The organism is Nonomuraea sp. NPDC050691, assembly GCF_040654455.1.
Lineage (GTDB): Bacteria > Actinomycetota > Actinomycetes > Streptosporangiales > Streptosporangiaceae > Nonomuraea.
The window spans coordinates 16,376-41,721 of sequence record NZ_JBFAIA010000046.1; the positions used below are offsets into that span (position 1 = coordinate 16,376).

General features: G+C 72.0%; 21 protein-coding genes. 7 read left to right on the plus strand and 14 right to left on the minus strand.

The genetic code is table 11. The annotated features are described in order from the left end of the window. Window positions 1-185: 185 nt before the first annotated feature. A complete protein-coding gene (locus AB0H81_RS19075; protein ID WP_358376007.1) occupies window positions 186-1,385 on the minus strand; it encodes a hypothetical protein in 1,200 nt (399 codons plus the stop codon). A 168-nt stretch (window positions 1,386-1,553) separates the two neighbouring features. Here AB0H81_RS19075 and AB0H81_RS19080 point away from each other — a divergent pair, with 168 nt between their 5' ends. Continuing rightward, the gene (locus tag AB0H81_RS19080) at window positions 1,554-2,567 is read left to right on the plus strand and encodes a winged helix DNA-binding domain-containing protein (RefSeq protein WP_358376009.1); all 1,014 of its coding nucleotides are present in this window, start codon (window positions 1,554-1,556) and stop codon (window positions 2,565-2,567) included. On the opposite strand, the gene AB0H81_RS19085 is transcribed toward AB0H81_RS19080, so the two are convergent. Further along, a complete protein-coding gene (locus tag AB0H81_RS19085; RefSeq protein WP_358376011.1) occupies window positions 2,545-2,877 on the minus strand; it encodes a hypothetical protein in 333 nt (110 codons plus the stop codon). The two genes, AB0H81_RS19080 and AB0H81_RS19085, sit on opposite strands and share 23 nt — an antisense overlap. A 60-nt stretch (window positions 2,878-2,937) precedes the next feature. On the opposite strand from AB0H81_RS19085, the gene AB0H81_RS19090 reads away from it, so the two are divergent. Next, window positions 2,938-3,069, plus strand: coding sequence for a hypothetical protein (locus AB0H81_RS19090; RefSeq protein WP_358376013.1), 132 nt, complete (start codon window positions 2,938-2,940; stop codon window positions 3,067-3,069). A 55-nt stretch (window positions 3,070-3,124) separates the two neighbouring features. Here AB0H81_RS19090 and AB0H81_RS19095 read toward each other — a convergent pair whose 3' ends face one another. Further along, the gene (locus AB0H81_RS19095; RefSeq protein WP_358376015.1) at window positions 3,125-3,823 is read right to left on the minus strand and encodes a M50 family metallopeptidase; all 699 of its coding nucleotides are present in this window, start codon (window positions 3,821-3,823) and stop codon (window positions 3,125-3,127) included. Between the two features lie 257 nt (window positions 3,824-4,080). Between AB0H81_RS19095 and AB0H81_RS19100 the strand changes: the two genes are divergently transcribed. Further along, window positions 4,081-5,190: a magnesium and cobalt transport protein CorA gene (locus tag AB0H81_RS19100; protein ID WP_358376017.1), complete on the plus strand. Its 1,110-nt coding sequence runs from the start codon at window positions 4,081-4,083 to the stop codon at window positions 5,188-5,190. A 9-nt stretch (window positions 5,191-5,199) separates the two neighbouring features. On the opposite strand, the gene AB0H81_RS19105 is transcribed toward AB0H81_RS19100, so the two are convergent. From AB0H81_RS19105 to AB0H81_RS19115, 3 genes are all read right to left on the minus strand, one after another. Next, window positions 5,200-6,093, minus strand: a complete 894-nt coding sequence (locus AB0H81_RS19105; RefSeq protein WP_358376019.1) for a CU044_5270 family protein — start codon at window positions 6,091-6,093, stop codon at window positions 5,200-5,202. Beyond that, window positions 6,086-6,727 carry an RNA polymerase sigma factor gene (locus AB0H81_RS19110; protein WP_358376021.1) on the minus strand — a complete coding sequence of 214 codons (642 nt, stop codon included), beginning with the start codon at window positions 6,725-6,727 and terminating at the stop codon, window positions 6,086-6,088. Before AB0H81_RS19110 ends, AB0H81_RS19105 begins: the two co-directional genes overlap by 8 nt. Before the next feature lie 172 nt (window positions 6,728-6,899). After that, window positions 6,900-8,894 carry a glycoside hydrolase family 6 protein gene (locus AB0H81_RS19115; RefSeq protein WP_358376023.1) on the minus strand — a complete coding sequence of 665 codons (1,995 nt, stop codon included), beginning with the start codon at window positions 8,892-8,894 and terminating at the stop codon, window positions 6,900-6,902. A gap of 289 nt (window positions 8,895-9,183) precedes the next feature. Between AB0H81_RS19115 and AB0H81_RS19120 the strand changes: the two genes are divergently transcribed. Further along, window positions 9,184-11,856: a glycoside hydrolase family 48 protein gene (locus AB0H81_RS19120; RefSeq protein ID WP_358376025.1), complete on the plus strand. Its 2,673-nt coding sequence runs from the start codon at window positions 9,184-9,186 to the stop codon at window positions 11,854-11,856. Between the two features lie 7 nt (window positions 11,857-11,863). Beyond that, complete coding sequence (locus AB0H81_RS19125; RefSeq protein WP_358376027.1) at window positions 11,864-13,462, plus strand: cellulase family glycosylhydrolase; 1,599 nt, start codon at window positions 11,864-11,866, stop codon at window positions 13,460-13,462. A gap of 53 nt (window positions 13,463-13,515) precedes the next feature. Here AB0H81_RS19125 and AB0H81_RS19130 read toward each other — a convergent pair whose 3' ends face one another. The 3 genes from AB0H81_RS19130 to AB0H81_RS19140 all read right to left on the minus strand — a co-directional run bounded on the left by AB0H81_RS19130 (window position 13,516) and on the right by AB0H81_RS19140 (window position 18,168). Then, entirely contained in the window at window positions 13,516-14,766 is a 1,251-nt protein-coding gene (locus AB0H81_RS19130) for a serine/threonine-protein kinase (protein WP_358376029.1), read from the minus strand. Continuing rightward, window positions 14,753-15,736 (minus strand): LacI family DNA-binding transcriptional regulator, encoded by a 984-nt coding sequence (locus tag AB0H81_RS19135; RefSeq protein WP_358376031.1) that lies wholly within the window; start codon window positions 15,734-15,736, stop codon window positions 14,753-14,755. The genes AB0H81_RS19130 and AB0H81_RS19135 overlap by 14 nt, the downstream gene beginning before the upstream one ends. 296 nt (window positions 15,737-16,032) lie before the next feature. After that, a complete protein-coding gene (locus AB0H81_RS19140; RefSeq protein ID WP_358376032.1) occupies window positions 16,033-18,168 on the minus strand; it encodes a thiamine pyrophosphate-dependent enzyme in 2,136 nt (711 codons plus the stop codon). Between the two features lie 280 nt (window positions 18,169-18,448). On the opposite strand from AB0H81_RS19140, the gene AB0H81_RS19145 reads away from it, so the two are divergent. Next, the gene (locus tag AB0H81_RS19145) at window positions 18,449-19,801 is read left to right on the plus strand and encodes a hypothetical protein (protein ID WP_358376034.1); all 1,353 of its coding nucleotides are present in this window, start codon (window positions 18,449-18,451) and stop codon (window positions 19,799-19,801) included. A gap of 56 nt (window positions 19,802-19,857) precedes the next feature. Here AB0H81_RS19145 and AB0H81_RS19150 read toward each other — a convergent pair whose 3' ends face one another. From AB0H81_RS19150 to AB0H81_RS19170, 5 genes are all read right to left on the minus strand, one after another. Continuing rightward, on the minus strand, window positions 19,858-20,349 hold the full coding sequence (locus AB0H81_RS19150; RefSeq protein WP_358376036.1) for a hypothetical protein: 492 nt from the start codon (window positions 20,347-20,349) through the stop codon (window positions 19,858-19,860). Window positions 20,350-20,458: 109 nt separating this feature from the next. Beyond that, on the minus strand, window positions 20,459-21,313 hold the full coding sequence (locus tag AB0H81_RS19155) for an ABC transporter permease (protein WP_358376038.1): 855 nt from the start codon (window positions 21,311-21,313) through the stop codon (window positions 20,459-20,461). A gap of 46 nt (window positions 21,314-21,359) precedes the next feature. Next, a complete protein-coding gene (locus tag AB0H81_RS19160) occupies window positions 21,360-22,337 on the minus strand; it encodes an ATP-binding cassette domain-containing protein (RefSeq protein ID WP_358376040.1) in 978 nt (325 codons plus the stop codon). Next, the gene (locus AB0H81_RS19165; RefSeq protein ID WP_358376041.1) at window positions 22,338-23,000 is read right to left on the minus strand and encodes a PadR family transcriptional regulator; all 663 of its coding nucleotides are present in this window, start codon (window positions 22,998-23,000) and stop codon (window positions 22,338-22,340) included. Window positions 23,001-23,098: 98 nt separating this feature from the next. Continuing rightward, on the minus strand, window positions 23,099-23,707 hold the full coding sequence (locus AB0H81_RS19170; RefSeq protein ID WP_358376043.1) for a helix-turn-helix domain-containing protein: 609 nt from the start codon (window positions 23,705-23,707) through the stop codon (window positions 23,099-23,101). Window positions 23,708-23,771: 64 nt separating this feature from the next. On the opposite strand from AB0H81_RS19170, the gene AB0H81_RS19175 reads away from it, so the two are divergent. Then, a complete protein-coding gene (locus AB0H81_RS19175) occupies window positions 23,772-25,340 on the plus strand; it encodes a carboxyl transferase domain-containing protein (protein ID WP_358376045.1) in 1,569 nt (522 codons plus the stop codon). Window positions 25,341-25,346: the final 6 nt, after the last annotated feature.

A 25,346-nucleotide genomic window follows, 5' to 3' on the forward strand; every position in this document is an offset into this window, starting at 1 on the left:
TCCGGGCAGGCTCGACGTGCCCACGACAGGACGGCGCGAGGCGTCCTCGCGCGACGCGCCCTTAGAGCGAAGCGCTCTGCCCTCTGCGCGAAGTGGCCTGCCCTCCGCCTGAGGCGATGGGTCATCCGCGTGAGGCGATGGGTCATCCGCGTGGACGAGAGTCCGAGCGAGAGACCGGATGCGGGTCATGGGGTGCGCTCCAGGTGGCCGTGGGAGAGCCAGGCCGGTTCACGGTCCGGGTCGATGGTGAGGTCGTCGGACCAGGTCAGCCGGTACGGCAGCTCCGGCCGCAGGTCGATCGTGGTCAGGTCGGCGAGCAGTCGCCGGGCCGACGGCCAGTCGTCGCCGAGCACGTCGGCCAGCGCCACCCGGGACGAGGGTCCGAGCAGCGACTCCGCGACCGCCGTCAGGCGCTCCACGACGGCCCCCGGCGAGGAGTCGAGCGAGTCCTGCGGCCCCGGGTCGGGCAGGGCGGAGCGTGGGGGAGTGGGCTGAGCCGGGGCCGGGCGGGGTGCCTCATCCACCGCCCGCGCGATCGCCGCCGGGTCGTGCCACGGCGCCGGCGCGTCGAACACGAACCCGTCGAGCACCGCCGCCAGCCGCTCCTTGGAGGCTGTCTGCGTGAACGTGCGCCACGTCTCGGTCGGCAGCAGAGTGAGGTTGCGGGTCGTGCCGGCCGAGTCGGCCAGGCGGCCGGCGGCCCGGCGGGAGGCGTCGCTGTAGGCGTAGATGGCGGCCCGCAGGTCGGTGCAGACCCTGTCGAGCTCGGGCCAGCGGGTCAGGATGGTGCCGTGCAGGCTCTGGGCGCGCCGGGCGATCTCCTCGGTGCCCCACAGCTTGGGCGCCTGCTCGCGCAGCTCCTCGATCGTGCCGGTGGTGAGCGTGATCAGCTCCAGCGCCCACAGCCGGAACGCGCGGGCGAGGTTGGCGGCGCTCTGCCGCGCCTCCTCCATGGTGGTGCGCGGGTCGGCGACGTTGAGGTCTTCGAGGGCGAGCAGCCGGTGCATCTCGGACTGGCCGCCGTCGTCCATCATCCGCCGGATGAACATCAGCCCCACCACGCTGGTGAACGACGCGCGGTAGCGGAGCTGGTTGGGCTTGGGGAACACCTCGCGGATGGCCCCGAGCCCCTTGAGCACCCGCAGCCGGTTGTCGAACTGGTCACCCGGGTAGGCGCGGCAGGCGAAGCGCATCTGCTCGTGCGTCAGCCACTCCTCGCCCGCCTCCGCGAACGCGGCGAACAGCGTCTCCGCGATGTCGACGAGGGCCGGGTCGTCCACCACGGCCCCGCTGTCACGGGCCAGGGCCGCGAACATGCGGCGGTAGGTCGACAGGACCGCCTCGTCGGAGAGCGCGGCGTCGAGGGTCAGGGGCTGATCGGGCACGCGCTCTAAGGTAAGGCTTCCGGCCGACAATCTCGGACCGCGGCGGGGCGCGGCCTTCCCGCTCCGGTTCGGCGCCGGGTGGACGATACGGGACAATCCACGCCGGGCGCCTGGCGATGCGGGACAATCCAGACGCACCGGTACGGGACGCGAAAAGGAGGGGCGGGCGTGAGGAGTGTCGAGGCGCAGCTGCTGCACCGGCCGCCGGGCCTGGACGCCGGTGAGGTGGTGCGGCGCCTGCTCGCCGTGCAGGCCCAGGACATCACCTCCGCCTACCTGGCCTTCCGCGCCCGTTCGGCGTCCCTCCGCCTGGCGGACGTCGAGGCGGCGTGGCGGGATCGCGAGATCGTCCGCGCCTGGGGCCCGCGCGGCACCCTGCACTTCGTGCACGCCGACGACCTGCCGTGGCTGCACGCCCTCACCCGGCGCGACACCACCGCCCTGCGCCGTCTGGGCCAGGAGGGCGTCACCGGCGACGACCTGCTGTCCCTGATCGAGGGCGCCCTGGCCGGTCAGGGGCCGCTCACCAAGGCCGAGCTGGAGGAGCGGCTGGCGGGCAGGGCGCGCGGGCAGGGCGTCGTGCACCTGGTCGCGCTGGCCGCCTTCCACGGGCTGGCCGTGCTGGCGCCGCCCCGGGGCGGCAAGCCCACGTACGTCCACGCCGCCGACTGGCTCGGCGCCCCGATCACGCCGGAGCCCGACCGGGAGCGGGCGCTGGCCGAGCTGGCGCGCCGTTACCGCCGCGCCCACCGGCCGGCCGAGCCGGAGGACCTGGCCGCCTGGTCCGGACTCTCCCTCGGGGAGGCACGTACGGCTTGGCGCCTGAGCGGCCCCGATCCGGATAAGCCGGATAATTCGGACGCGCCGGACCCGCGCCCCGGCGAGGAGGCCCTGGCGCGCCAGGCGGCGGGCGTCCCGGTGCGGCTGATTCCGGCGTTCGACGAGTTCCTGCTCGGCTGGAGGAGCCGCGACCCCGTCGTGCCCGCCGCGCACGCCCGGCAGGTGTTCCCCGGAGGCGGGATCCTGCGCCCCGTGGTGCTGGCCGACGGCCTGGCCGCAGGCGTCTGGGAGCGTAAGGGCCCGGAGGTGACCGTGAAACCCTTCGGCCCCCTGCCGGCGGAGCCGCTGGCGGAGGAGGTCGCCGACGTCCGCCGCTTCCTCAGCCGAGAAGAGGGGAGATGATCTCCTCCGCCACCCACCGGGCCACTCCCTCGGGGAACGGCGGACGCACGTTGAGCACGATGTGGGTCAGCCCGAGCCCCGCCAGCTCCTTGACCAGCGCACGGGTCGCCGCCGGGTCCTCGTACGAGACGGTGACCTGCGTGGACCGGGTCGGCGACGCGGGGTCCCGCCCGATGGCGGCGCACCGCTCGGCCGAGGAGGAGCGGCGGCCGGCGGGCCGGCTTGGGCTCGCACACCACGTCGCGCAGCCGGTAGTGGCGGCCGTTTCCTGACCGCTCACGTCGAAGTCGAAGCGCTCCTCGGTCCACATGCGCCTGATGATCTGGCAGGACTCCGCGAGCCGGGTCACGCCCTGGCCGGAGGAGGCGATGTGCAGCCCGTACGCGTCGTACTCCCGTGGTACGAGGGTGTCGCCCGGCTGGTGCGTCCCGCCCACGCCGAGCCCGAGGACGAGCGGCGCCTGCTGCGCGCCGCCCTCGACCGGCTGGCCGCGGATCAGTGAGCCAGGCTCAGAGCGGGTCCAGGGGCTGGGTTCCGAGCGGGTCCAGGGGGTGGGCTCAGAGCGGGTTCATCAGGTACGCCCCGGCCACCAGCGACGCGCACGCCACCACCAGGAAGAAGAACACGTAGAAGCCGCCCGGCAGGATCGTCAGCCGGGCGAGCTGGTCGGCGTCGGAGTCGCGGGCCTGCCGCAGCCGCCGCTTGCGCTGTAACTCGATGATCGGCCGCACCCCGCCGAACAGCAGGAACCACACCGCGACCATGGCCGCCGCCTGCTGCACCTCGTTGGGCGCGTACATCGACAGGGCGAACACCGCGCCGCCGGTCGCCAGCAGGATCAGCGCGCCGTACAGGTTGCGGATCAGCAGCAGCATGCACACAAGGAAGAGCAGCACGGTCCAGATCAGCAGCGTGATGCGCCCCCGCTCGGTCAGCCACGCGGCGGCCAGCCCGAGCAGCGACGGCGCGAGATAGCCGGCGAGTGCGGTCAGCACCATGCCGGGCCCGTTGGGCCGGCCCCGGGTCAGGGTCACGCCCGAGGTGTCGGAGTGCAGCCGGATGCCCTCGAGCTTGCGCCGGGTGAGCAGCGCCATCAGCGCGTGGCCCCCTTCGTGCGCGATCGTGATCAGGCCCCTGCTGAGCTGCCAGGGGGTCCTGAACGACACGATCGCGAGCGCCGCCAGAGCGGTGACCGGCACGACCCAGGGGGCGGGATCGGGTTGTGCCTTGATGAGGTGGGCCCAGAGCTCGTCCATCGCCCAAGACCCTATCCGGGCCGCGCCCCCCGTGTGGAGGCCGCTTGACCGCGGCCTCGGTGGGCAGGTGGGGAAGGCCGGCGTTTCCGTGTGGGGGCGCGTTCGCGTGCTGGTCACAGGCTGCTCGCCGGTACGACGTAGCGGACGTGATCTGATACAAAAGTGAAGGATCGGCTGGATACATGGCGCGACACCACCCGGGACCGGGACAGACGGTCACCCGATCAGCCGGCGGGAAGAGGGACGGCGTGGCACGGATGAGGAGTTTCAGGCGGGGCGAGGCGACCCGTCAGGAGGCGCCCGAGCACGAGATGGACCCCCGCGCCGTCGAGGAGCAGCCGTACCGGCCGACCGTCATCGACAACGCCGTCTACCAGGACGGCCATCGCCTGGACAACCCGGGTTCCCTCGCCGACGCCTTCGAACGGCTCAAGAAGACCCCCGAGAGCCTCGCCTGGATCGGCCTCTACCGGCCGAAGGAGTGGGAGCTGGTCAAGCTCGCCGAGGAGTTCGAGCTGCACGAGCTGGCGCTGGAGGACGCCATCGTCGGCTCCCAGCGCCCCAAGGCCGACCGCTACGGCGACACGCTGTTCGTGGTGCTGCGCGCGGCCCGCTACCTCGACGACGTGGAGGAGGTGGCGTTCGGCGAGGTGCACGTGTTCGTCGGCCCCAACTTCGTGATCACCGTACGGCACGCCGAGGCGCCCGACCTGCACAGCGTGCGCAAGCGCATGGAGTCCGACCCCGACCTCCTCCGGCAGGGTCCCCAGGCGGTGCTGTACGCGATCCTCGACGCCGTGGTCGACGGCTACGCCCCGGTCGTCGCCGGGCTGCAGAAGGACCTGGAGGAGATCGAGGCCCAGGTGTTCAGCGGCGACCCGTCGGTCTCGCGGCGCGTGTACGAGCTGTCGGGCGAGGTCATCGAGTTCCAGCGGGCCACCGCGCCGCTGGTGCGGCTGATCGACGGCTTCATCGCCGGGGCGGCCAAGTACGGGGTCAACGACGAGCTGCAGAGCTACCTGCGCGACGTGGCCGACCACGCCATCACGGTCAGCGAGCGGGTCGCCGCCTTCCGCCAGATGCTCCAGGACATCCTGGTGATCAACTCCACGCTTGTCACCCAGGCGCAGAACGCCGAGATGGCCAAGATGACCGAGGCGAGCATCCAACAGGGCGAGGAGGTCAAGAAGATCTCCGCGTGGGCGGCCATCCTGTTCGCGCCGACGCTGGTCGGCACCATCTACGGCATGAACTTCGACCACATGCCCGAGACCCACTGGGTGCTCGGCTATCCGTTCGCGGTCGTGCTCATGGGCGTGGTGTGCGTGACCCTCTACCTCGTCTTCAAGCGGCGCGACTGGCTTTGACGCGGCGGCTCACTCCGGGGAGGGGCTCTGGGCGGTCCAGCCGGCCGCCAGCACGATCCGCGTCTCCCGGCCGTCTCCCGTGCCGGGGCTGTCGCTGCTGGACAGCACCTGCGAGCTCGCCGGGTCGACGACCAGGGTCCGCCGCACGCCCGTGGCGGCGTCCAGCGTGAACGCGAACGCCTCGCCCGGCCGCCCCTTCGGGTCGGCGGAGCGGCCCAGGTAGCGCACGTTCGGCAGGTCCGCGAGCAGCCGGTACGCGGCGGCGCGCACGGCGGGCGGCGACGGCTTGCTCCACAGCAGCCCGCTCACCGCGTCGGCCAGCACCCCGTCGCCGGAGCCGGGCGGCAGGATCGCCACCACCCGCCGCCTGAGCGCGCCGGCGTCGGCGGGCAGCCGCTCGATCTCCTTGACCGACAGGGACCGGCCCGCCATGGTGAACGGCCTGGCGACCGGCCTCACGCCGCTCCCCGAACCGGGCCCGGAGATCCAGGCGCGGCCGTCGCGCGCCGCCCACAAGGTGGTCACCTCCGTGCCGGTCTGCCGCGTGACGCGCCAGTACGCGCCCCGTGGCGGCGGCTCCGAGGCCGCCGTGGTCGCCGCCGCCAGCAGCACGGCCCGGCCCGGGGCCGCCGCGTCGAGCCGCGCGGGCACGGCGGGGGCGCCCGCGCCTCCGGAGGCGCCGTACGCGATCAGCACCGCCGTCAGCGCCGCCGCGCACGCCAGCGGCGCCCGCCACGACAGGCGCCACCGCCGGGAAGCCCGCCGCACGTCCCGCGTGGCCCATGCCACCTGCCACCATCGGGAACGCCGACGCTCCAGGCGGCCCCGTGCCCGGGCCTGGACCGCCGGGTCCGGCCGGCGCGGCTCGCCGTACAGGTCGCGGACCAGTTCCAGCTCATCCACGGCCGGCCTCCTCCATCTCCAGCATGGGGTTGCTGCCGCCGAGCGCCGCGCGCAGCTTGCGCCGGGCCCGGTTCAGCCGCGACCCGACCGTGCCGTACGGGATGCCGAGGGCCGTGGCGATCTCCTCGTGGCTCAGCCCGGCCAGCGCCACGAGCAGCACCACGTCACGGTCACGCCGGTGGAGCTCCGCCAGGGCGGCGGCCAGCTCTGGCCGCAGGCTCTGCGCGCTGACCCGCGCGCTCACGCGCTCCTCGTGCCCGGGGGCGCTCTCCGCACCGGGCCCGTGGCGGCCGAGCGCGCGCAGCGCCCGCGCCTCCTGGCGGCGGTGCCGGCCCACGAGCTTGGTGGCGATGCCGAACAGCCAGGCCCGCACGGTGGCCCGCTCCGGGTCGTACTGGCCGCGCTTGCGGAAGGCGATGAGGAACGTGTCCGAGGCGACGTCCTCGGCGTGGTCCGGGCCGAGCCGCTGGGCGACGTAGGCGTAGATCTCGCCGAAGCAGGAGTCGAAGACGGCCGCGAACGCCTCGGCGTCCGCCAGGGGCACCTCCTCCAGCCGCTCACGCGCGTGCGCGTCGCTCACCCGCGCGCCGAGCCACGGCATCGCCGTCACGATGCTCTCCCCGTCATCTGCCACCCTCCGGACGCGATCTGCGGACATAGTTCATCTCCCGATCCGCCGGATCGCTTTCACGCCTGAGGAACTCTCACGCCGGGGAAACCGTGAAAGGGCTCCGCGCAAGGGTACGGCCCCGGTCCCGCCGACGGGAGCGGGGCCGGAGCCGTACCGGACTTGCGGAGCGGTCTGACTACACGGGCGGGTTCGCGTTCTGCAGGAGCTGCCGGAACTGGGCCGAGAACCAGTGGCCGGACAGCGGCGCGTCGGGCAGCGCCCCGCTCATGTTGTGGCCGTTGCGGTCGTTGCCGGTGTACGTCGGGTCGCACATCCGGTCGAAGCCCTTGCCCTCGTCGTTGTCGATCTGCGTGCTGGCGCCGTCGGACTCACCCGGCGGCTTGATCCACACGTACGCGTCGAGGCCGGGCGCCGGGTTGGGCCGCGGCCGCTCACCGAGGCCGGCGCCGCTCTGGTTGCACCAGTTGCCGGCGTGGATGCGCCGGTCGACGCGCGACTGGTTGACGAACTCGTCCACGTTGAGGGAGGTGCTGGGACCGGTGGGCCGGGCCGAGCCGCCCCAGCCGTTGCGCGAGGTGTCGATCAGCATGCCGATCGTCGACGGGAAGCCCTTCGACACCAGCGCGTTGCGGAAGGCCTGGGCGAAGGTCAGCTCGTCCACGTAGTCGTTCCAGTCCAGCCACTTCGACTGGCGCACGGACGTGCCGTTCACGGTGGTGCTCGCCGTGAAGTACGGCTCGGTCAGGGCGGAGTAGTTGGCGGTGTTGGTGATGAAGCCGTCCACGCTGGCGTAGCCGGCCGTGGTGCCGCGGACGGTGGAGGCCATGAGGTCCGCGGTCGGGCCGAAGTTGCTGGACCAGCCGATCCAGCCGTGGTGGGCGGCGTCGAGGTAGGTGTAGACGTTCGGGATGGCGTGCAGCTTGTTCAGGGCGTACTGGATGCCCTGCACGTACGCGCCGGACGACTGCGCCTCGGCGCACTTGGCCAGGTTCGTGTTCGTGACCAGGTTGGGCAGCGAGTCGATCTCGACGACGGTCACGATCCGCAGGGCCGCGTACTTCGGGTCCGCCATGATCTGGGCGATCGGGTCGATGTACTCGGTCTTGTAGCGGGCCAGGCCGTTCTGCGAGATGAGCAGCTCGCCGTTGGAGGCCAGGGCGGAGCAGTCGCGGTTGGGCAGGTTGTAGATGACGAACTGGATGGTCAGCGGCGTGCTGCCGTTGGCCGCGTCCTGCGCGACGGCGGCGTCGAGGTGGGCGCGCACGCCCTTGCCGCTGCTGGTGCCGGCGATGGCGGCGATGCGGTCGATCCACACGCCGGTGGAGATGTTGGCGACCGCCGAGCCGCCGGGCTCGGCCGCGGCCTTGGCCGACCAGTCGCTGTTGACGTAGCCGGTGGCCCCGGCGTACGGGTTGTCGACGTGGCCGGGTCCGCCGCCGCCGGTGTCGTTGTCGGCCTCGGTGGCGGTGACGATCACGCTGGTCAGGCCGCTGGCGGCGACGGTGATCGGCCGCGTGCCGTTGGTGGTGTCGCTGTCCTCGGCGGCCGAGACGGTGACGTTCTGCGGGGTGTTCCAGTTGGCGGAGGTGAAGGTCAGGCTCGCTCCGCCGGTGACGGTGAGGTTGCTGTCTCCGGTGCCCGCGGTGGAGGTGACGGTCACGTTCGAGGTGGGCTGGACGGCCAGGCGCACCGCGTACGTGGCGCTGGCGCCCTCGGGGACGCTCAGGGAGGTCGGCGTCACCTGGATGGCCTGCTGGCCGGGGTTGGGGCCGCCTCCGCAGGTCACGCCGTTGATGGCGAAGCTGGTCGGGTTGGTGTTGGTGCCGCTGTAGGAGCCGTTGAACCCGATGGTCCACTGGGCGCCGCTGGCCTGGGTGCTGTTGTAGCTGAGGCTGGAGGCGGTGACGTTCTGGCCGGACTGGCGCCAGTCCGCCTGCCAGCCGTTGGTCACCTGCTGGCTACCGGGCCAGGTGTAGGTCAGCCGCCAGGACGTGAGGGCGTCGCCCGTGTTGGTGATGGTGACGTTGGCGCCGAAGCCGCCGCCGCCGTCCCAAGTCTTGCTGTACGCGACCGAACAGGCGACGGCGGCCTGCGCCGGGGCTGCCGACATCAGCGCCGTGGCGAGCCCTGCGAGCAGGGCGCACACCGCGACGAGAAGGCGGTTTCTCATGTGGGGGGTCCTCTCAGAAGTGGGAGCGCTCCCATGCATAGCCCGGATTCACAAGTGTGTACAGACCCGGGTGAAGCGGAGGCCCGAACCCGCACCAGAGCCGTGAAAGTTTCATCGAGGCCCGTGATCACGCAGGCCGCGCGGTGAAACTTTCACGTCCCCGCCCTTCCCGACCTGGAAATCGCCGTCCCCGGGCGGCCGTCTCCTGTGCGGGGCATCGGCGCGCGCTTAACATCCGCGTAACCCCAGCGTGTTGGGAGCGCTCCCATCAGCAGTCGAGAGGACCTTCATGAGACACCGCCTCCTCGCCGCGCTCGCCGTCCTCGTCTTATCCGTCTCCGCGGCGCTGGCCGGCGCGGGCACCGCCATGGCCGCGGTGGCCTGCTCGGTCACGTACGTGAAGTCATGGGACAGCGGCGGCGGCTTCGGCGCCAACATCACCATCACCAACACCGGTGATCCGCTGACCAGCTGGCGGCTGACGTACGCCTGGCCCGGTAGCCAGCAGGTGACCAACGGCTGGCAGGCGGACTGGCGCCAGTCCGGCCAGAACGTCACCGCCTCCAGCCTCAGCTACAACAGCACCCAGGCCAGCGGCGCCCAGTGGACCATCGGGTTCAACGGCTCCTACAGCGGCACCAACACCAACCCCACCAGCTTCGCCATCAACGGCGTGACCTGTAGCGGCAACGGACCCGACCCGGGCCAGCAGGCCATCCAGGCCAGCCCCACGGCGGTGACCGTGCCCGAGGGCGGCAGCGCCACCTACGGCGTCCGCCTGGCCGCGCAGCCCACCTCGAACGTGACCGTCACCTCCACCGCCGGCAGTGGCGACGCCGACCTGACCGTGACCTCCGGCGCCAGCCTGACCTTCACCTCCGCCAACTGGAACACGGTCCAGAACGTCACCGTCTCGGCCGCCCAGGACAGCGACACCACGGGGGGCAGCCGGTCCATCACCGTCGCCTCCAGCGGGCTGACCAGCGTGACCGTCACCGCCACCGAGGCCGACGACGACGCGCCGCCGGCCAACAACTACGTGGCCGAGTTCACCACCCAGTACAACAAGCTCAAGGACCCCGCCAACGGCTACTTCTCGCCCGAGGGCATCCCGTACCACTCGGTCGAGACCCTCATCGTCGAGGCCCCCGACCACGGCCACGAGACGACGTCCGAGGCGTTCAGCTTCTGGCTGTGGCTGGAGGCGCAGTACGGCAGGGTCACCGGCAACTGGGCGCCGTTCAACAACGCCTGGAACGTGATGGAGCAGTACATCATCCCGTCGGCCGCTGGCCAGCCGGGTAACTCCACCTACAACCCGAACGACCCCGCCGACTACGCGCCCGAGAAGCCGCAGCCCAGCGGCTACCCGGTGGCGCTCGATAGCAGCGTCGTCGCCGGCCAGGACCCGCTCGCCAACGAGCTGCAGAGCACCTACGGCAACCGCAACATCTACGGCATGCACTGGCTGCTCGACGTCGACGACGTCTACGGCTACGGCACCGGCCGCGGCGCCAACCTCAGCGAGTGCGGCGACAACACCAAGCGCGTCACCTACATCAACACCTTCCAGCGCGGCCCGCAGGAGTCGACCTGGGAGACCGTCGCCCACCCGTCGTGCGAGACCGGCCGCTTCGGCAAGTCCGGCGCCGGCTACCCGCCGCTGTTCATCCAGGGCGGCGGCGCCAACCAGTGGCGCTACACCAACGCCCCCGACGCCGACGCGCGCGCCGTGCAGGCGGCGTACTGGGCGCTGACCTGGGCCACCGCGCAGGGCAAGCAGTCGCAGATCTCCACCACCCTGACCAAGGCCGCCAAGATGGGCGACTTCCTGCGCTACGCCTTCTACGACAAGTACTTCAAGAACCCCGGCTGCACCTCGAAGTCCTGCACCCCGGGCAGCGGCAAGAGCAGCTCGTCGTACATGATGACCTGGTACTACGCCTGGGGCGGCGACACCGGCGGCGCCTGGTCGTGGCGGGTCGGCTCCAGCTCCTGGCACCAGGGCTACCAGAACCCCTTCGCCGCCTGGGTGCTGTCCCCGGCAGGCCCCTCGGCCCTGCGCCCGCAGTCGCCGACCGCCGCCTCCGACTGGCAGACCAGCCTGAACCGGCAGCTCGACTCGTACCTGTGGCTCCAGTCCGCCGAGGGTGGCATCGCCGGCGGCGCCACCAACAGCTGGAACGGCGACTACCAGGCGCCGCCCGCCGGGACGCCCACCTTCTACGGCTGGGCCTACGACTGGCAGCCCGTCTACCACGACCCGCCGAGCAACCGGTGGTTCGGCTTCCAGGTGTGGTCGCTGGAGCGCGTGGCCGAGTACTACTACGTCAGCGGTGACGCCAAGGCCAAGGCCATCCTCGACAAGTGGGTGCCGTGGGCGCTGGCCAACACCACCTTCGGCAGCGGCGGCAACTACCGCATCCCCAACGACATGACCTGGACCGGCGCCCCCGCGGCCAGCTACAGCGGCGGCGGCACCCCCGGCCCCAACCCCGGCCTGCACGTCACCGTCGCCAACACCACCAACGACGTCGGCGTGGCCGCCGCCTACGCCCGCACGCTCACCTGGTACGCGGCCAAGTCCGGCAACGCCGCCGCCAAGACCGCAGCCAAGAACCTCATCGACGGCATCCTCGCCCACAAGGACGCCAAGGGCGCCGTGGTGAGCGAGACCCGCGAGGACTACAACCGCTTCGACGACCCGCACAACGACTCCACGAACACCGGCCTGTACATCCCGCCGGGCTACACCGGAACCATGCCCAACGGCGACCAGATCGCCCCCGGCAAGACGTTCCTCGACATCCGTTCCTTCTACAAGAACGACCCCGACTGGCCCAAGGTCCAGAGCTACCTGGACGGCGGCTCGGCCCCGTCCTTCACCTACCACCGCTTCTGGGCACAGGCCGACATCGCCATGGCCGCGGCCGACTACGGCACCCTTTTCCCGAACGGATGACCGCTCCATGACGCGACCGATCACCACGAGCCTCATCGCGTTGCTCGCGCTGGTCGGCGCGATCCTGCTGATCCCCAGGCCCGCCTCCGCGGCGACGGGCCTGCGGGTCAGCGGGACCCGCGTCGTCGAGGTGAACGGCAGCACGTTCGTCATGCGCGGCACCAGCCACGCGCACACCTGGTACCCGACCCGGACCGGCTCGTTCGCCGGCATCAAGTCGCTCGGCGCCAACACCGTCCGCGTGGTGCTGAGCGGCGGCCGGTGGACCGCGAACTCGGCCTCCGACGTGGCCGGCGTCGTCTCCCTGTGCAAGCAGAACCGGCTGATCTGCGTGCTGGAGAACCACGACACCACCGGCTACGGCGAGCAGAGCGGCGCCTACACGCTCGACCAGGCCGTCACCTACTGGATCGGCCTGCAGAGCGTGCTGGCCGGCCAGGAGAACCACGTCATCATCAACATCGGCAACGAGCCCGTCGGCAACAACGCCGTCACCCCCACCTGGACGCAGGCCACCTCCGCGGCGATCACCCGGATGCGCGCGGCCGGGTTCCAGCACCTGCTCATGGTCGACGCCCCCAACTGGGGCCAGGACTGGAAGGGGGAGATGCGCGACAACGCGGCCGCCGTGTTCGACGCCGACCCGCAGAAGAACACGGTGTTCTCCATCCATATGTACGGCGTCTACGACACGGCCACCGAGATCAACGCCTACCTGGACGCCTTCCGGACCGCCGGCCTGCCGCTGGTGATCGGGGAGTTCGGCGACATGCACTCCGACGGCGACCCCGACGAGGACACCATCATGGCCCAGGCCGTGGCCCGGGGCATCGGCTACCTCGGCTGGTCGTGGAGCGGCAACGGCGGCGGCGTGGAGTACCTCGACCAGGTCACCGCGTTCGACGCCGCCCGCCTCACGCCGTGGGGCGAGCGGCTGTTCAACGGCGCCAACGGCATCCGGGCGACCGCCCGCGAGGCCACGATCTACGGCGGCTCCACCGACACGAGCCCGCCGACGGCGCCCGCGAACCTCGCCGCGTCCGGCGTGACGTCGAGCCAGGCGAACCTGGCGTGGTCGGCGTCCACGGACAACGTGGGCGTGGCGGGCTACGACGTGCTGCGGGCCGGCGCCACCGGCTCGTTCGCGGTGGTCGGCACGTCCGCCACGACGTCGTACACCGCCACCGGGCTGTCGCCGAGCACGGCGTACCGCTTCCAGGTGCGGGCCCGTGACGCGGCCGGCAACACCTCGGCGGTGTCCGGCACGGTGACGGTCACCACCACCGGCGGCTCGGGCGGGGGCGGCTGCACGGCCACCTACAGCCAGGTCGGCAGCTGGCCGGGCGGCTTCCAGGGCCAGGTCAGCGTCGCCAACGGCGGCACCACGCCGACCACCGGCTGGACGGTCACCCTGACCTTCGCCAACGGGCAGAAGATCACCCAGATCTGGAACGCCCGGACCGGCCAGACGGCCAGCCCGTACACGATCGCGAACGAGTCGCACAACGGCGCGATCGCGGCGGGCGGGACGGCCACCTTCGGGTTCCTGGGCAGCTGGACCGGCAGCAACGCCGCGCCCACGGCGGCCTGCGCCCGCACCCCCTGATCCCGGGGAGAGCTCACCCCGGCCCCGGGGCTCATCCCGGGGCCAGGGCGGACTCACCCCAGGGCCGCGGCGATCTCGACGAGCAGGGCGTCGAGGTCGCCGCGCAGGCCCGGCTCCACCGCGCCCTCGCGCAGCCGGTCGCCGAGCTTGCGCCGCACCTCCGCGATCCCGCCGCGCGAGGTGACGTGCGCCAGCGTCTGGCGCAGGTCCAGCGCCGCGTCGGCCCGGATCCGGCCGGTCGCGGCCCCGGCGTTGAGCTCGTCGCGGAAGCGGTCCAGGGCGTGGGGGAGGGGGCGCGCCGCGAACGAGTAACGCGGCGACGAGGAGACCAGGGGCGCCGCCGCTGGGAGGTCGGCGGTCGTCTCCTGGGGCTGTGGCTCGGCCACCGCCGAGGGTGGGGCGGGGGGCACGCGGGGCGCCTGCTCGGCGGCCCGCGGTCCGAGCCACAGCACCGTCCCCGCGACCGGCACCAGCGCCAGCACCGCCAGCCCGTAGCGCAGCCTGCGGCGCGTCGCGGAGCGGCGCAGCGCCGCGACGAGCCGTACCGCCACGTCACCGGCGGTGGGCCGCCGCGCGGGCGACGGGTCGAGGCAACGCTGGCAGAGCGCCGCCAGTTCGCCCGGCACACCGGCCGGGCGCGGGCACGGCCGTGTCCTGCGCGCCCGCTCCAGCTCCTCCCACGTGGTCTCCGGGTACGGCGGGGCGCCGGTGAACATCTCGAACATCAGCACCCCGAGCGCGTACACGTCCACGGCCGGGTGGACCGGCGCGACCGCCAGCCGCTCCGGCGAGACGTACGGCGGAGTGCCCCGCTGGTCGTCCGGGTCGCCGATCGGCGCGGCGATGCCGAAGTCCAGCAGCTTCGGCCCGGAGCCGGTCAGCAGCACGTTCTCGGCGGACACGTCGCGGTGGACGATGCCCTGCCGGTGCGCCGCCTCCAGCACGCGGGCGATCCGCGCCGCCGTGGCCGCCGCCTCCCGCCACGGCAGCGGGCCCGCCGCCAGCCGCTCGGCCAGGGACACGCCGTCGAGCAGCCGCATCACCACGTACGCCGCGACCCGGCCCCGCGCCGTGACCGTCTCGCCGTAGTCGTAGACCTCGATCGCGTCCGGGTGCTCCAGCCGGGCGGTGGTCCTCGCCTCCCTGCGGGCCAGCTCCCGCTCCTCCTGCAGCACCTTCACCGCGACGAGCCGCTCCAGCGCGGTGTCGCGCGCCCGCCACAACACCGACGTGCCGCCGGAGGCGATGCGCTCCAGCAGCACGTAACGGCGGGCCAGGACGTCCCCCGGCTCATGCTGATTCACGGACGACCAGCTCCGCGGGCAGGATCGGGTTGACCGAGACGGTTCCGGACAGCAGCAGCCGGGTGGCCAGTATGGCCAGCTCCTCCACCGGCTGGCGCACCGTCGTCAGCGCCGGGACCGCGCGCCGCGCCAGCGGGGAGTCGTCGAACCCGATCACCGCGACGTCGTCCGGCACCCTGCGGCCGGCCCGGGCCAGCGCGTTGAGCGCTCCGGCGGCCATGAGGTCCGACGCGGCGAACACCGCGTCCAGGCCGGGGGAGCGGCGCAGCAGCCACTGCATGGCGTGCGTGCCCGACGGCAGCCCGAAGTCGCCGTACGCCACCGGCACGTCGCTCATCCCGGCCTGCCGGAGCGTCGTGACGAAGCCCTCCAGCCTGTCCTGCGCGGCCGGCAGGGTCGGCGGGCCGGCGATCACGCCGATCGACCGGCGTCCGCCGAGCAGCAGGTGCTCGGCCGCCTGCCGGGCCCCGTCGCGGTTGTCCACGTCGGCGTACGGGACCTTCACGTCGTCGGGCGGCCGGCCGATCCCGCGCACCGGGATGCCGGAGGTGGACAGCGTGATCGCCAGCGGGTGCTGCTTGCGGGCCGCGATCAGCAGCACCCCGTCGGCTCCGGCCGCGAGCGCGGGCAGCGTGCCCGGATCGGCGGGCGGCACGGTCATCACCATCATCGGCACGCACAGCTCGGCCAGCACATCGCCGCTCGCCGACAGGAACCGCGCGTAATACGGGTCCGAGAACAGCCGGTGGAGGTGGTCGCAGACCACCACCGCCACGCCTCCGGCCGCCCGCCGCGCCGGAGCGCCGCGCGGCGCCCGATGGCGCACGTACCCCAGACGTGACATCGCGTCGTAGACCTGACGGCGGGTCGACGTGCTGACCCTGACCGTGCCAGTCAATACGCGAGAAGCCGTCGCCTGGGAGACCCCGGCCTCGGCCGCTACCTGTGCGAGCGTGGGCAAATCGGTCACGGCGCACCTCGCCCAAGATCTATTGGGAGCGCTCCCTAAACTACCAGTGTTTCGGGGCTGTTAACAGATGCAGTCACGCTCCCGGTCAGGAAGTGCACGTCAGGGCACACGCCCGAGATGTCGGCCCGGCAGGTCGCGGGCCGACCGCCCGATCCTCGGCCCAGCGGCCTGGGCGCGGCCTGCCCGGACCCTCAGCCGAGCAGCTCGCGGGCGGCCCGTCCGATCCTCAGCCGAGCAGCTTGCGGGCCGCCTGTCCGATCCTCAGCCGAGCAGCTTGCGGGCCGCCTGTCCGATCCTCAGCCGAGCAGCTTGCGGGCCGCCTGCTCGATCTCCTCCTCCGACAGCAGCACGTGGTCGGCGGCGGCGCCGAGCGGGACGAAGCTGTCAGAGGACGTGACCCGGGCGATCTGCCCCGTGAACCCCGCGTCGACCAGCTCTGCCACGATGCCCTCCGACACCGCGCCGGTGTGGCGGGTCTCGTCGGCGATGAGCACCTTGCCGGTCAGCTCGGCCGAGCGCAGCAGGTCGTCGACCGGCAGCGGCGCGAGCCAGCGCAGGTCGAGCACCCGGCAGCTGAACCCCTCCTGGGTCAGCCGCACGGCGGCGCGCAGGCTCATCCGCACGCCGTTGCCGAAGGTCGCGATCGTCAGGTCGCGCCCGTCGCCGTAGGAGCGCGCCCGGCCGATCGGCACGTGCGTCTCGCTCCAGCGCGAGGGCGGCGTGTACGGCGCGAGCCAGCCGCCGTCGCCGTCCTCGAACAGGTCCCTGGTGTGGTAGAGCGCGATCGGCTCCAGGAACACGCACACCGACCCCTCGGTGCGGGCCGCCGCGAGACAGGTGCGCAGCATCGCCGAGGCGTCGTCGGGCCGCGACGGCGAGGCGATCACCACGCCGGGGATGTCGCGCAGCGCGGCCACCGCGTTGTCGTTGTGGAAGTGGCCGCCGAACCCCTTCTGGTAGGCGTAGCCCGCCACCCGCACCACGAGCGGGTTGCGGTAGGCGCCCTTGGAGAAGAACGACAGCGTGGCGGCCTCGCCGCGGATCTGGTCGAGCGCGTTGTGCAGGTAGGCGAGGTACTGGATCTCGGGGACCGGCAGCAGCCGCGACACGCCCGACCCCAGCGCCAGGCCGAGAATGGCCTGCTCGTCGAGGTGGGTGTCGAAGACCCGGCCCGGGCCGAAGCGCTTCTGCAGGCCGCGGGTCACGCCGTAGACGCCGCCCTTCTTGGCGACGTCCTCGCCGAAGACCATCATCTCGGGGTGGACGGCCAGCGCGTCGGCCAGCGTGCGGTTGATCGACTGGGCCAGCGTCATCGGCTTCTCGGCCTCGGGCGGCGCGCCGGCGAAGGCGCGCTCCCTGGCGGACGGCTCGGCGGCGACCGGTGCGATCTTGGCGATGAGGTCGGGGCGGCGTGGCGCGATCGGCGCCATGATCTCCGCGGCCGAGCCGAGCCGGGGCGCGCGGGTGGTCTCCAGCGCGATGCGCAGCACGTGCTCGCGCGTCGACTCGTACTTCCTGAGCAGCTCCTCCGGCGTGACCAGGCCCGACTCGACGAGCAGGCGGGCCCCTGCGACCAGCGGGTCGCGCTCGAGGTCGGCGCGCAGCTCGCGCTGGGTGCGGTAGGCGACCTCGACGTCGGAGCCGGCGTGGCCCATCAGCCGCACGGTCCTCAGATGCAGGAACGCGGGGGAGCGGTGGGTGCGCACGTGCTCGGCGGCGCGCACGGCGGCGTCGTGGGCCTCGACCAGGTCGCAGCCGTCGGCCGGGAAGTACGCGATGCCCGGCCGCCGCGCCGCGGCCTCCACCCAGCCCTTCGGGGTGCGGACGCTGATGCCGATGCCGTTGTCCTCGCACACGAACAGGATCGGCATCGCCTGCCCCTGGTGAGTGGCGTAGGCGGCGGTGTTGAAACCGGTCAGCGCGGAGGCGTGGTTGACGGAGGCGTCGCCGAAGCTGCACACCACGATCGCGTCGCCGGGCCAGGCCGCCGGGACGCCTAGCGCCCGGGCCCGTTCGATGGCGAAGGCGACGCCCACCGCGCGCGGCAGGTGGCTGGCGATCGTCGAGGTCTGCGGGATGATCGCCAGGTCGGGATGGCCGAACACCTTGTGCCGGCCGCCCGCGACGGGCTCCTCGGCGGCGGCGCACAGCCCCAGCAGGACGTCGCGCAGCCCCTGGTCGGGCAGCCGTCCGGCCTGCTCGGAGCGGGTGAGATAGAAGGCGCCGGAGCGGTAGTGCAGCAGCGCCGGATCGGTGGGCCGCAGTGCGGCGGCGACGGCCGCGTTGCCCTCGTGGCCGGCCGAGCCGATCGTGTAGAAGCCCTCGTCGCGCTCGCGCAGCCAGCGCGCGGCGATGTCGAGGAGGCGGCTGTCGATCTGCCGGTGGAAGAGCGCGCGGGCCTGCTCGCCGGTCAGCGAGCTCCCCTCCCGCACCGGACGGTCCGGATCCCTCGCCGGGGCCGCCGTCAGCGCCGCTACCGCTTCGATGAAGTGAGTCTCAACTGTGTCCCGCGCCACAAGCCCGATTATGTCTCCCCGCCGCCGCTCGCGTCTGCCTGTCGGCGCCGACATGTTGTGGACCGGTCCTATTGACGATGATCTATGCGAGTTTGTCAGGTTTGTGAACACTGAGCGGTTCCTGTGCGTCTACTGGGAGAAAACGTGGCACCCTCAACGCCGCGTTGAACCACTGGGGTCTCTGAAAGGAACCCGCATGTTACAACGCATCCGTGCGGCCGCCATCGTGCTGGCGATGGGAGCCGGGGGCCTGGTCCTGGCCCCGGCCGCCTCGGCCGCCGCAGCACCCGCCATCTCCAAGGTGAACGTCAGCCCCGGCTCGCCCGTCGTGGTCTTCGACAAGCCCGTGACGGCGACCTTCTCGTTCACCACCAAGGACGCCGGCTCGGCCGAGCTCCAGCTCAAGCCGCCCGGCGTGAGCGCCGGCAGCCCGGTCACGCTCACGTCGAAGCCCTTCGGCCAGTGGACCAGGTGGACCGGCACCCGCGCCTTCGAGGCCAAGGAAGCCGGCACGTGGAACATCCTGGCCGTGGCACACGGCTCGGGCGGCTCGGGCGAGAAGTCCGTCACCGGGACGTTCGAGATCCGCAAGGCGCTCGACACCAAGATCGTCGACTTCGACGCCGACCCCGACCGCGTCTCCCGCGGTGACACGATCAAGGTCTCCGGCACGCTGCTCGCCGCCGGCAAGGGGTACGCCGGGCAGAACGTGACCATCACCTTCCGCGAGCAGGGCACCGACGCCTACCGGCACGTCGCCAAGGCGTCCACCGGTCCCGGCGGCGCCTTCGCCGCGCGCGTCAGGGCCGAGGCCACCGGCTGGTGGCGGGCCGAGTTCGGCGGCAACGCCGAGGCCGCGTCCTCCGTCAGCGACACCGACCGGGTGGACGTCAGCGCCCGCGACCGCGACACCCGGATCACCGGCTTCGACGCGGCGCCCGAGCCGGTCGACAAGGGCGACACGCTCCGCTTCACCGGCGCCCTGCGCTCCGGCGGCGACGGCCTGCCCGGGCAGCGGGTCGCCATCCTGTTCAAGGCCCAGGGCTCGGACCGCTGGCAGTACGTCACCAGTGACGTGACCGGCCGCCACGGCCGCTTCCTGGCCTCGGCCACGGCCACCGGGTCGGGCTGGTGGCGCGCCGTCTTCCGGGGCGCCCACGGCTTCGACGGCTCGGCGAGCGCCGCCGACTGGGTGCGGGTCGACCAGCCCACGCCGCCGCCCGTGGAGAAGGCCGGCACGCGCGTCGTCGCGTTCAACGCCTACCCGGAGCCGGTCAAGCGCGGCAAGTACCTGAAGTTCCGGGGCCTGCTGCAGATCGACGACGAGGGAGCCTGGGAGGGTTACGCGGGCAAGGTCGCGCTGTACTTCAAGCCCGCGCACGCGCGCTCCTGGCAGTACGTCAAGACCACGTGGTCCGGTGACAGCGGCAAGCTGTGGACCAAGGTCAAGGCATGGAAGTCGGGCTCGTGGAAGTTCGTCTTCGCCGGGGACGGCGACACGTACGGCGACACCAGCCGCGCCGACTACGTGCGCGTCGTGAGGCGGTAGCTCTCACCGGTGCATGACATGAGGCCCGGGGCGGAGAGCCCCGGGCCTCATGCGTGTCAGTTCTGTTCGGGCGCCTTCGCCCCGAGGCTGAGGAGCATGGCCTTGATGTCGGTCATGTCGCTCTCGACTCGCCCGAGACGCTGGTCCATGGTGTCGAACCGCTGGTCCATGGTGTCGAACCGCTGGTCCATGGTGTCGAACCGCTGGTCCATGGCCTCGAATCGCTGGTCGATCGCTTCAAGGCGATCGTCGATCTTCGCGAACCGGCCGTCGACCTGTTCGAAGCGGAGATCGATGAGGTCCAGCCGCTCGTTGACGTGTTGAAACCCCCCCTTCATCTCGGCCCGCGTCGCGTCGATCCGCTGGTCCAGCTTGGTGCACCGCTGGTCGAGCTTGGTGAGGACGCCGCGTCCGACCAGGTCGATGCGGTCGTGCAGGGCTCCGAAGCGCTCCGTGACAGGCGTATCAGGCATGCCGCTCATCGTATGAGCCTCGAGAGTGCTGACGCGGACCTTCAGGTGTTCGACTTCCATCCGCAGGTCGATCATTGGGCGTTCCTTTCAGGGAGAAGCGGAATGGGGGGTGAACGCCGCTCCTTACGCTCACGCACGGAAGACTACATTCGGTCACCAGTTCGTCGCACAGTGATTCCGGGAACTACTCCACTCGCCGGAACCGGGCGATGGCGGCCGTCATCAGCACCAGCCCCAGAGCCGTCACCAGGCCCAGTTCCAGCCCCACCGGCACCTGGAAGTCGAACCAGCGCACCCCCGGGTTGAGGGCCGCGTTGTCCTGCGCCGGGACGTCCAGGTGGCTGAAGACGGCGTGCCGCATCGGGTCCACCGCGTACGTCATCGGGTTGACCACTGTCAGGGCGTGCAGCCATGACGGCAGGTTGGCCAGCGGGAACATCGCCCCCGACAGGAACATCATGGGCATGATCGCCATCTGCATGAGCCCGAAGAACGTCTGCATGTTGCGCATCCGCGCCGCCAGCGTCACCCCGAACGCGGTGATCGCGAACGCCGCGAGGAACATCTCCGCCACCAGCGTCAGCATGAGCGACGGCGAGTAGGGCACTCCCACGAGGCCGGCCATGGCGAGGATGACGACGCCCTGGCCCGTGGCGACGAGGGCGCCCCCCAGGCACTTGCCCACCACGATCGCGCCCCGCGAGACCGGCGCGACGAGCATCTCGCGCAGGAAGCCGAACTCGCGGTCCCACACGATGGAGCCGGCCGAGAACATGCCGGTCATGATGACCGTCATCGAGATCATCCCCGGGTACATGAACGTGCGGAAGTCGACGCCCGGGATGGAGCCGCGCACCAGCGACCCGAGCCCCGTGCCCATGACGAACAGCCACAGCACGGGCTGCAGCAGCATGGACGCCATGCGGGTCCGGTCGTTGACGAAGCGCAGCATCTCCCGGTGCAGCACCACCTTGATGGCCCGGAGGTCGTGGCCCGCGCCGCGGGCCGGGATCCGGACGCTGATCGCCTCGGTCGTCATCGTCACCGCCTCGCCGTCGTTCGCATGGAGGTCGTGTCAGGCATCGTCATCGCCTCGCCATCGTGCGCATCCAGGACATCGCGTCGGTGCCCGACTCGGCGTCGCGGATGGTGGAGCCGGTGTAGGACATGAACACGTCGTCCAGCGACGGCCGGGACACGCTGACCGACGTGATGGGCATGCCGAGCTCGGCGAACAGCCGCGGCACGAACTCCTCGCCCGAGGGCACGGCGAACGTCACCGCCCCCTCGTGCACGGCCGCCTCCAGCCCGAACCGTTCGCGCAGGGCCTCGATCGCCCTGGCGTCGTCGCCGGTGTGGATCTGCACGCGATCCTTGCCGACGCTGGCCTTGAGCGCCTCGGGGGAGTCGATGACCACCACCTCGCCGTGGTCGATGATCGCGATGCGGTCGCAGTACTCGGCCTCGTCCATGTAGTGCGTGGTCATGAAGATGGTGATGTCCTCCAGCCGGCGCAGCTCGTTGATGTAGCCCCAGATGGCCGAGCGGGTCTGCGGGTCGAGGCCGACGGTCGGCTCGTCGAGGAACAGCACCCGGGGCGAGTGGAGCAGGCCGCGGGCGATCTCCAGGCGCCGCTTCATGCCGCCGGAGAACGTCATGACCTTGGCATCCTTGCGGTCCCAGAGCGCCACCATCTCCATGACCTGCCGGATGCGGCCGGCGACGACGCCTTTCGGCACCCCGTACAGCTCGGCGTGGAAACGGAGGTTCTGCTCGGCGCTGAGGTAGCCGTCGAGGGTGGGGTCCTGGAAGACGAGCCCGATGTTGCGGCGGACCTCGTCGCGCTCGCGGACCACGTCGTGCCCGGCGACGAGCGCACTGCCGCCGGTCGGGTTGACCAGCGTGCACAGCATGCTGATCGTGGTGGTCTTGCCCGCGCCGTTCGGCCCGAGGAAGCCGAACACCTCGCCGGGCGCCACCTCGAACTCGACGCCCTTGACGGCCTCGACCTTGCCGTAGTTCTTGCGTAAGCCGTGGACGGCCACGGCGGGTCCGGTGTCCATTCAGTCCTCCGCGAGGATCTGGAAGACGGACTTGCGTGTCTGCTTGAGCAGCTTCTTGGCCTGGGCGACTTGCCGGTCGTTGGCCGTGTGGGTGAAGTGGACGAACGCCTCGGCGAGCTGGCCCCACAGCAGGCGCAGCTCGTGGCGGTCCTCGGGGACCGTGCGGGCGACCTCGTCCCAGGGGGCCGAGTCGCGCAGGTGGCGCTCGGCGTGCTCGCGGCCCCGCTCGGTGAGCCGGTACGCGCGGCGGCCGCCGCTCTCGTCGCCGACGATCAGGCCCTCGTCCTCCAGCTGCTGGAGGGCGGGGTAGACCGAGCCAGGGCTCGGCCGCCAGATCCCGCGGCTGCGGGACTCGATGTCCTGGATCATCTGGTAGCCGTTTTTCGGCTCCTCGGAGAGCAGGCTGAGCAGGGCCGCGCGCACGTCGCCGCGCCGGACGCGGGGCGGCTCGCCCTCCCAGCCCGGAGGGACGTCGGGCAGGTGCGGGTGGGGCGGCGGCGCCGGGGGCGGGGGAGCGGGATGGCCCGGATGGCCGAGGTGTCCGGGGTGGCCGTGGTGCGGCGGCGCTCCACGAGGTCCAGGAGGTCCGGGAGGTCCGGGAGGTCCAGGGGGCCCGGGCGGGAGCGGCGGGTGGTCGCGCAAGTCGTGGGGGTCGAACGTCATCGTGATCCTCTCCAACTATCGAGATAGTGTGACGATATATCTAGATAGTTGGCATGACAACGCCAAAATCGCCGCAAGTCCGGCGAAGGGCGGCAGTGTTAGCGGACGTTAACGGCGGCGTCGACGGCGGCCCGGGCCATCGCGCGCAGCAGCGGACGCATGTCGCGAGACGGCAGCTCTCCCGCGCTGTACGGGGTGGAGTTCAGCAGTCCGAACACCGCGTGCGTCGCCGCGCGCAGCCGGGCGGCCGGGCAGCCAGGGTGCAGCTCGGCCAGCACGGTCACCCACTCCTCGACATAGAGGCGCTGCAGCCGCCGGATGCGGCGCCGGTGCGGCTCGGGCACGTTGCCCAGCTCCCGGTCGTGCACCGTGATCAGCGCCGGCTGCTCCAGGGCGAAGGTGATCTGCACGTCGAGCAGCGCGTCCAGCGTCTCGGCGGAGGAGGCGGCCGGGGTCGCGGCGGAGGTGACGACGGCGGCGGCCGACTCGCGGAGCCGCGAGCTGACGTCGAGCAGCATCTCGGCCAGCAGGGCCTCCTTGCCCGCGAAGTGCCGGTAGAGCGCTGGGCCGGAGACGCCGACCGCCGCGCCGATGTCCTCGATCGACACCCCGTGGAAGCCTCGGGCGGCGAACAGCCGGGCGGCCGCGTCGAGGATCTCGGCGCGCCGGTTGCCGCGATTGCGGGTAGGGGTACGGGCGGTCGTCACGTCTCACATGCTAGACGGTTACGTTAACGGTGACTAACATCTCGAACAGGACGAGAGGGGAGTCATGAGCGACTGGCCCGTGCTGAGGTCGTCCGCCGACCCCGGCGGCGAGGACTTCAAGCGCAACGCCGAGCACAACGAGCGGCTCGCCGCCGAGCTGCTCGAACGGCTCGCGGCCGCGGCGCAGGGCGGCCCCGAGCGGGCGCGCCGCCGCCACGTCGAGCGTGGCAAGCTGCTGCCGCGCGACCGCGTGGACGGCCTGCTCGACCCCGGCTCGCGCTTCCTGGAGCTGTCGCCGCTGGCCGCGAACGGCCTCTACGACGACCAGGCGCCCGCCGCCGGCATCATCACCGGCGTCGGCCGGGTCTCCGGGCGCGAGTGCGTGGTCGTGGCCAACGACGCCACCGTCAAGGGCGGCACGTACTACCCGATCACCGTCAAGAAGCACCTGCGCGCGCAGGAGGTGGCGCTGCACAACCGCCTGCCGTGCGTCTACCTCGTCGACTCCGGCGGCGCCTTCCTGCCCAAGCAGGACGAGGTCTTCCCCGACCGCGAGCACTTCGGCCGCATCTTCTACAACCAGGCCACGATGTCCGCGCGAGGCATCCCGCAGATCGCCGCGGTCCTCGGCTCCTGCACGGCGGGCGGCGCGTACGTGCCCGCCATGAGCGACGAGGCCGTCATCGTCCGCGACCAGGGCACCATCTTCCTCGGCGGCCCGCCCCTGGTGAAGGCCGCCACCGGTGAGGAGGTCACCGCCGAGGAGCTGGGCGGCGGCGACCTGCACGCCCGGGTCAGCGGCGTCACCGACCACCTGGCCGCCGACGACGCCCACGCGCTGGCCATCGTCCGCGACATCGTCTCCACGCTCGCGCCCCGCGCGCCCCGGCCGTGGCCGGCGTCCGCGCCCGAGGAGCCCCGCCACGACCCGCGGGAGCTGTACGGCATCGTGCCCGGCGACACGCGCCAGCCGTACGACGTGCGCGAGGTCGTCGCGCGCGTCGTGGACGGCTCGCGGTTCCTGGAGTTCAAGGCCGAGTACGGCCCGACGCTCGTCACCGGCTTCGCGCACGTCCACGGCCACCCGGTCGGCATCGTGGCCAACAACGGCATCCTGTTCAGCGAGTCGGCGCTGAAGGGCGCCCACTTCATCGAACTGTGCGACCAGCGCGGCATCCCGCTGGTGTTCCTGCAGAACATCAGCGGCTTCATGGTCGGCAAGGCCTACGAGGCGGGCGGCATCGCCAAGCACGGCGCCAAGATGGTCACGGCCGTCTCCTGCGCCCGGGTGCCGAAGTTCACCGTCGTCATCGGCGGCTCGTTCGGCGCGGGCAACTACGCGATGGCCGGGCGGGCGTACTCGCCGCGGTTCCTGTGGATGTGGCCGAACGCCCGCATCTCCGTCATGGGCGGCGAGCAGGCGGCCAACGTCCTGACCACGGTCGGCTCCGCCGACGCCGACGCCATCCGCGCCCAGTACGAGCACCAGGGCAACCCGTACTACTCGACCGCCCGGCTCTGGGACGACGGCGTGATCGACCCGGTCGACACGCGCACCGTCCTCGGCCTGGCCCTGTCCGCGGCGGCCAACGCCCCGCTCGAACCCGTCCGCTACGGCGTCTTCCGGATGTGACCACGC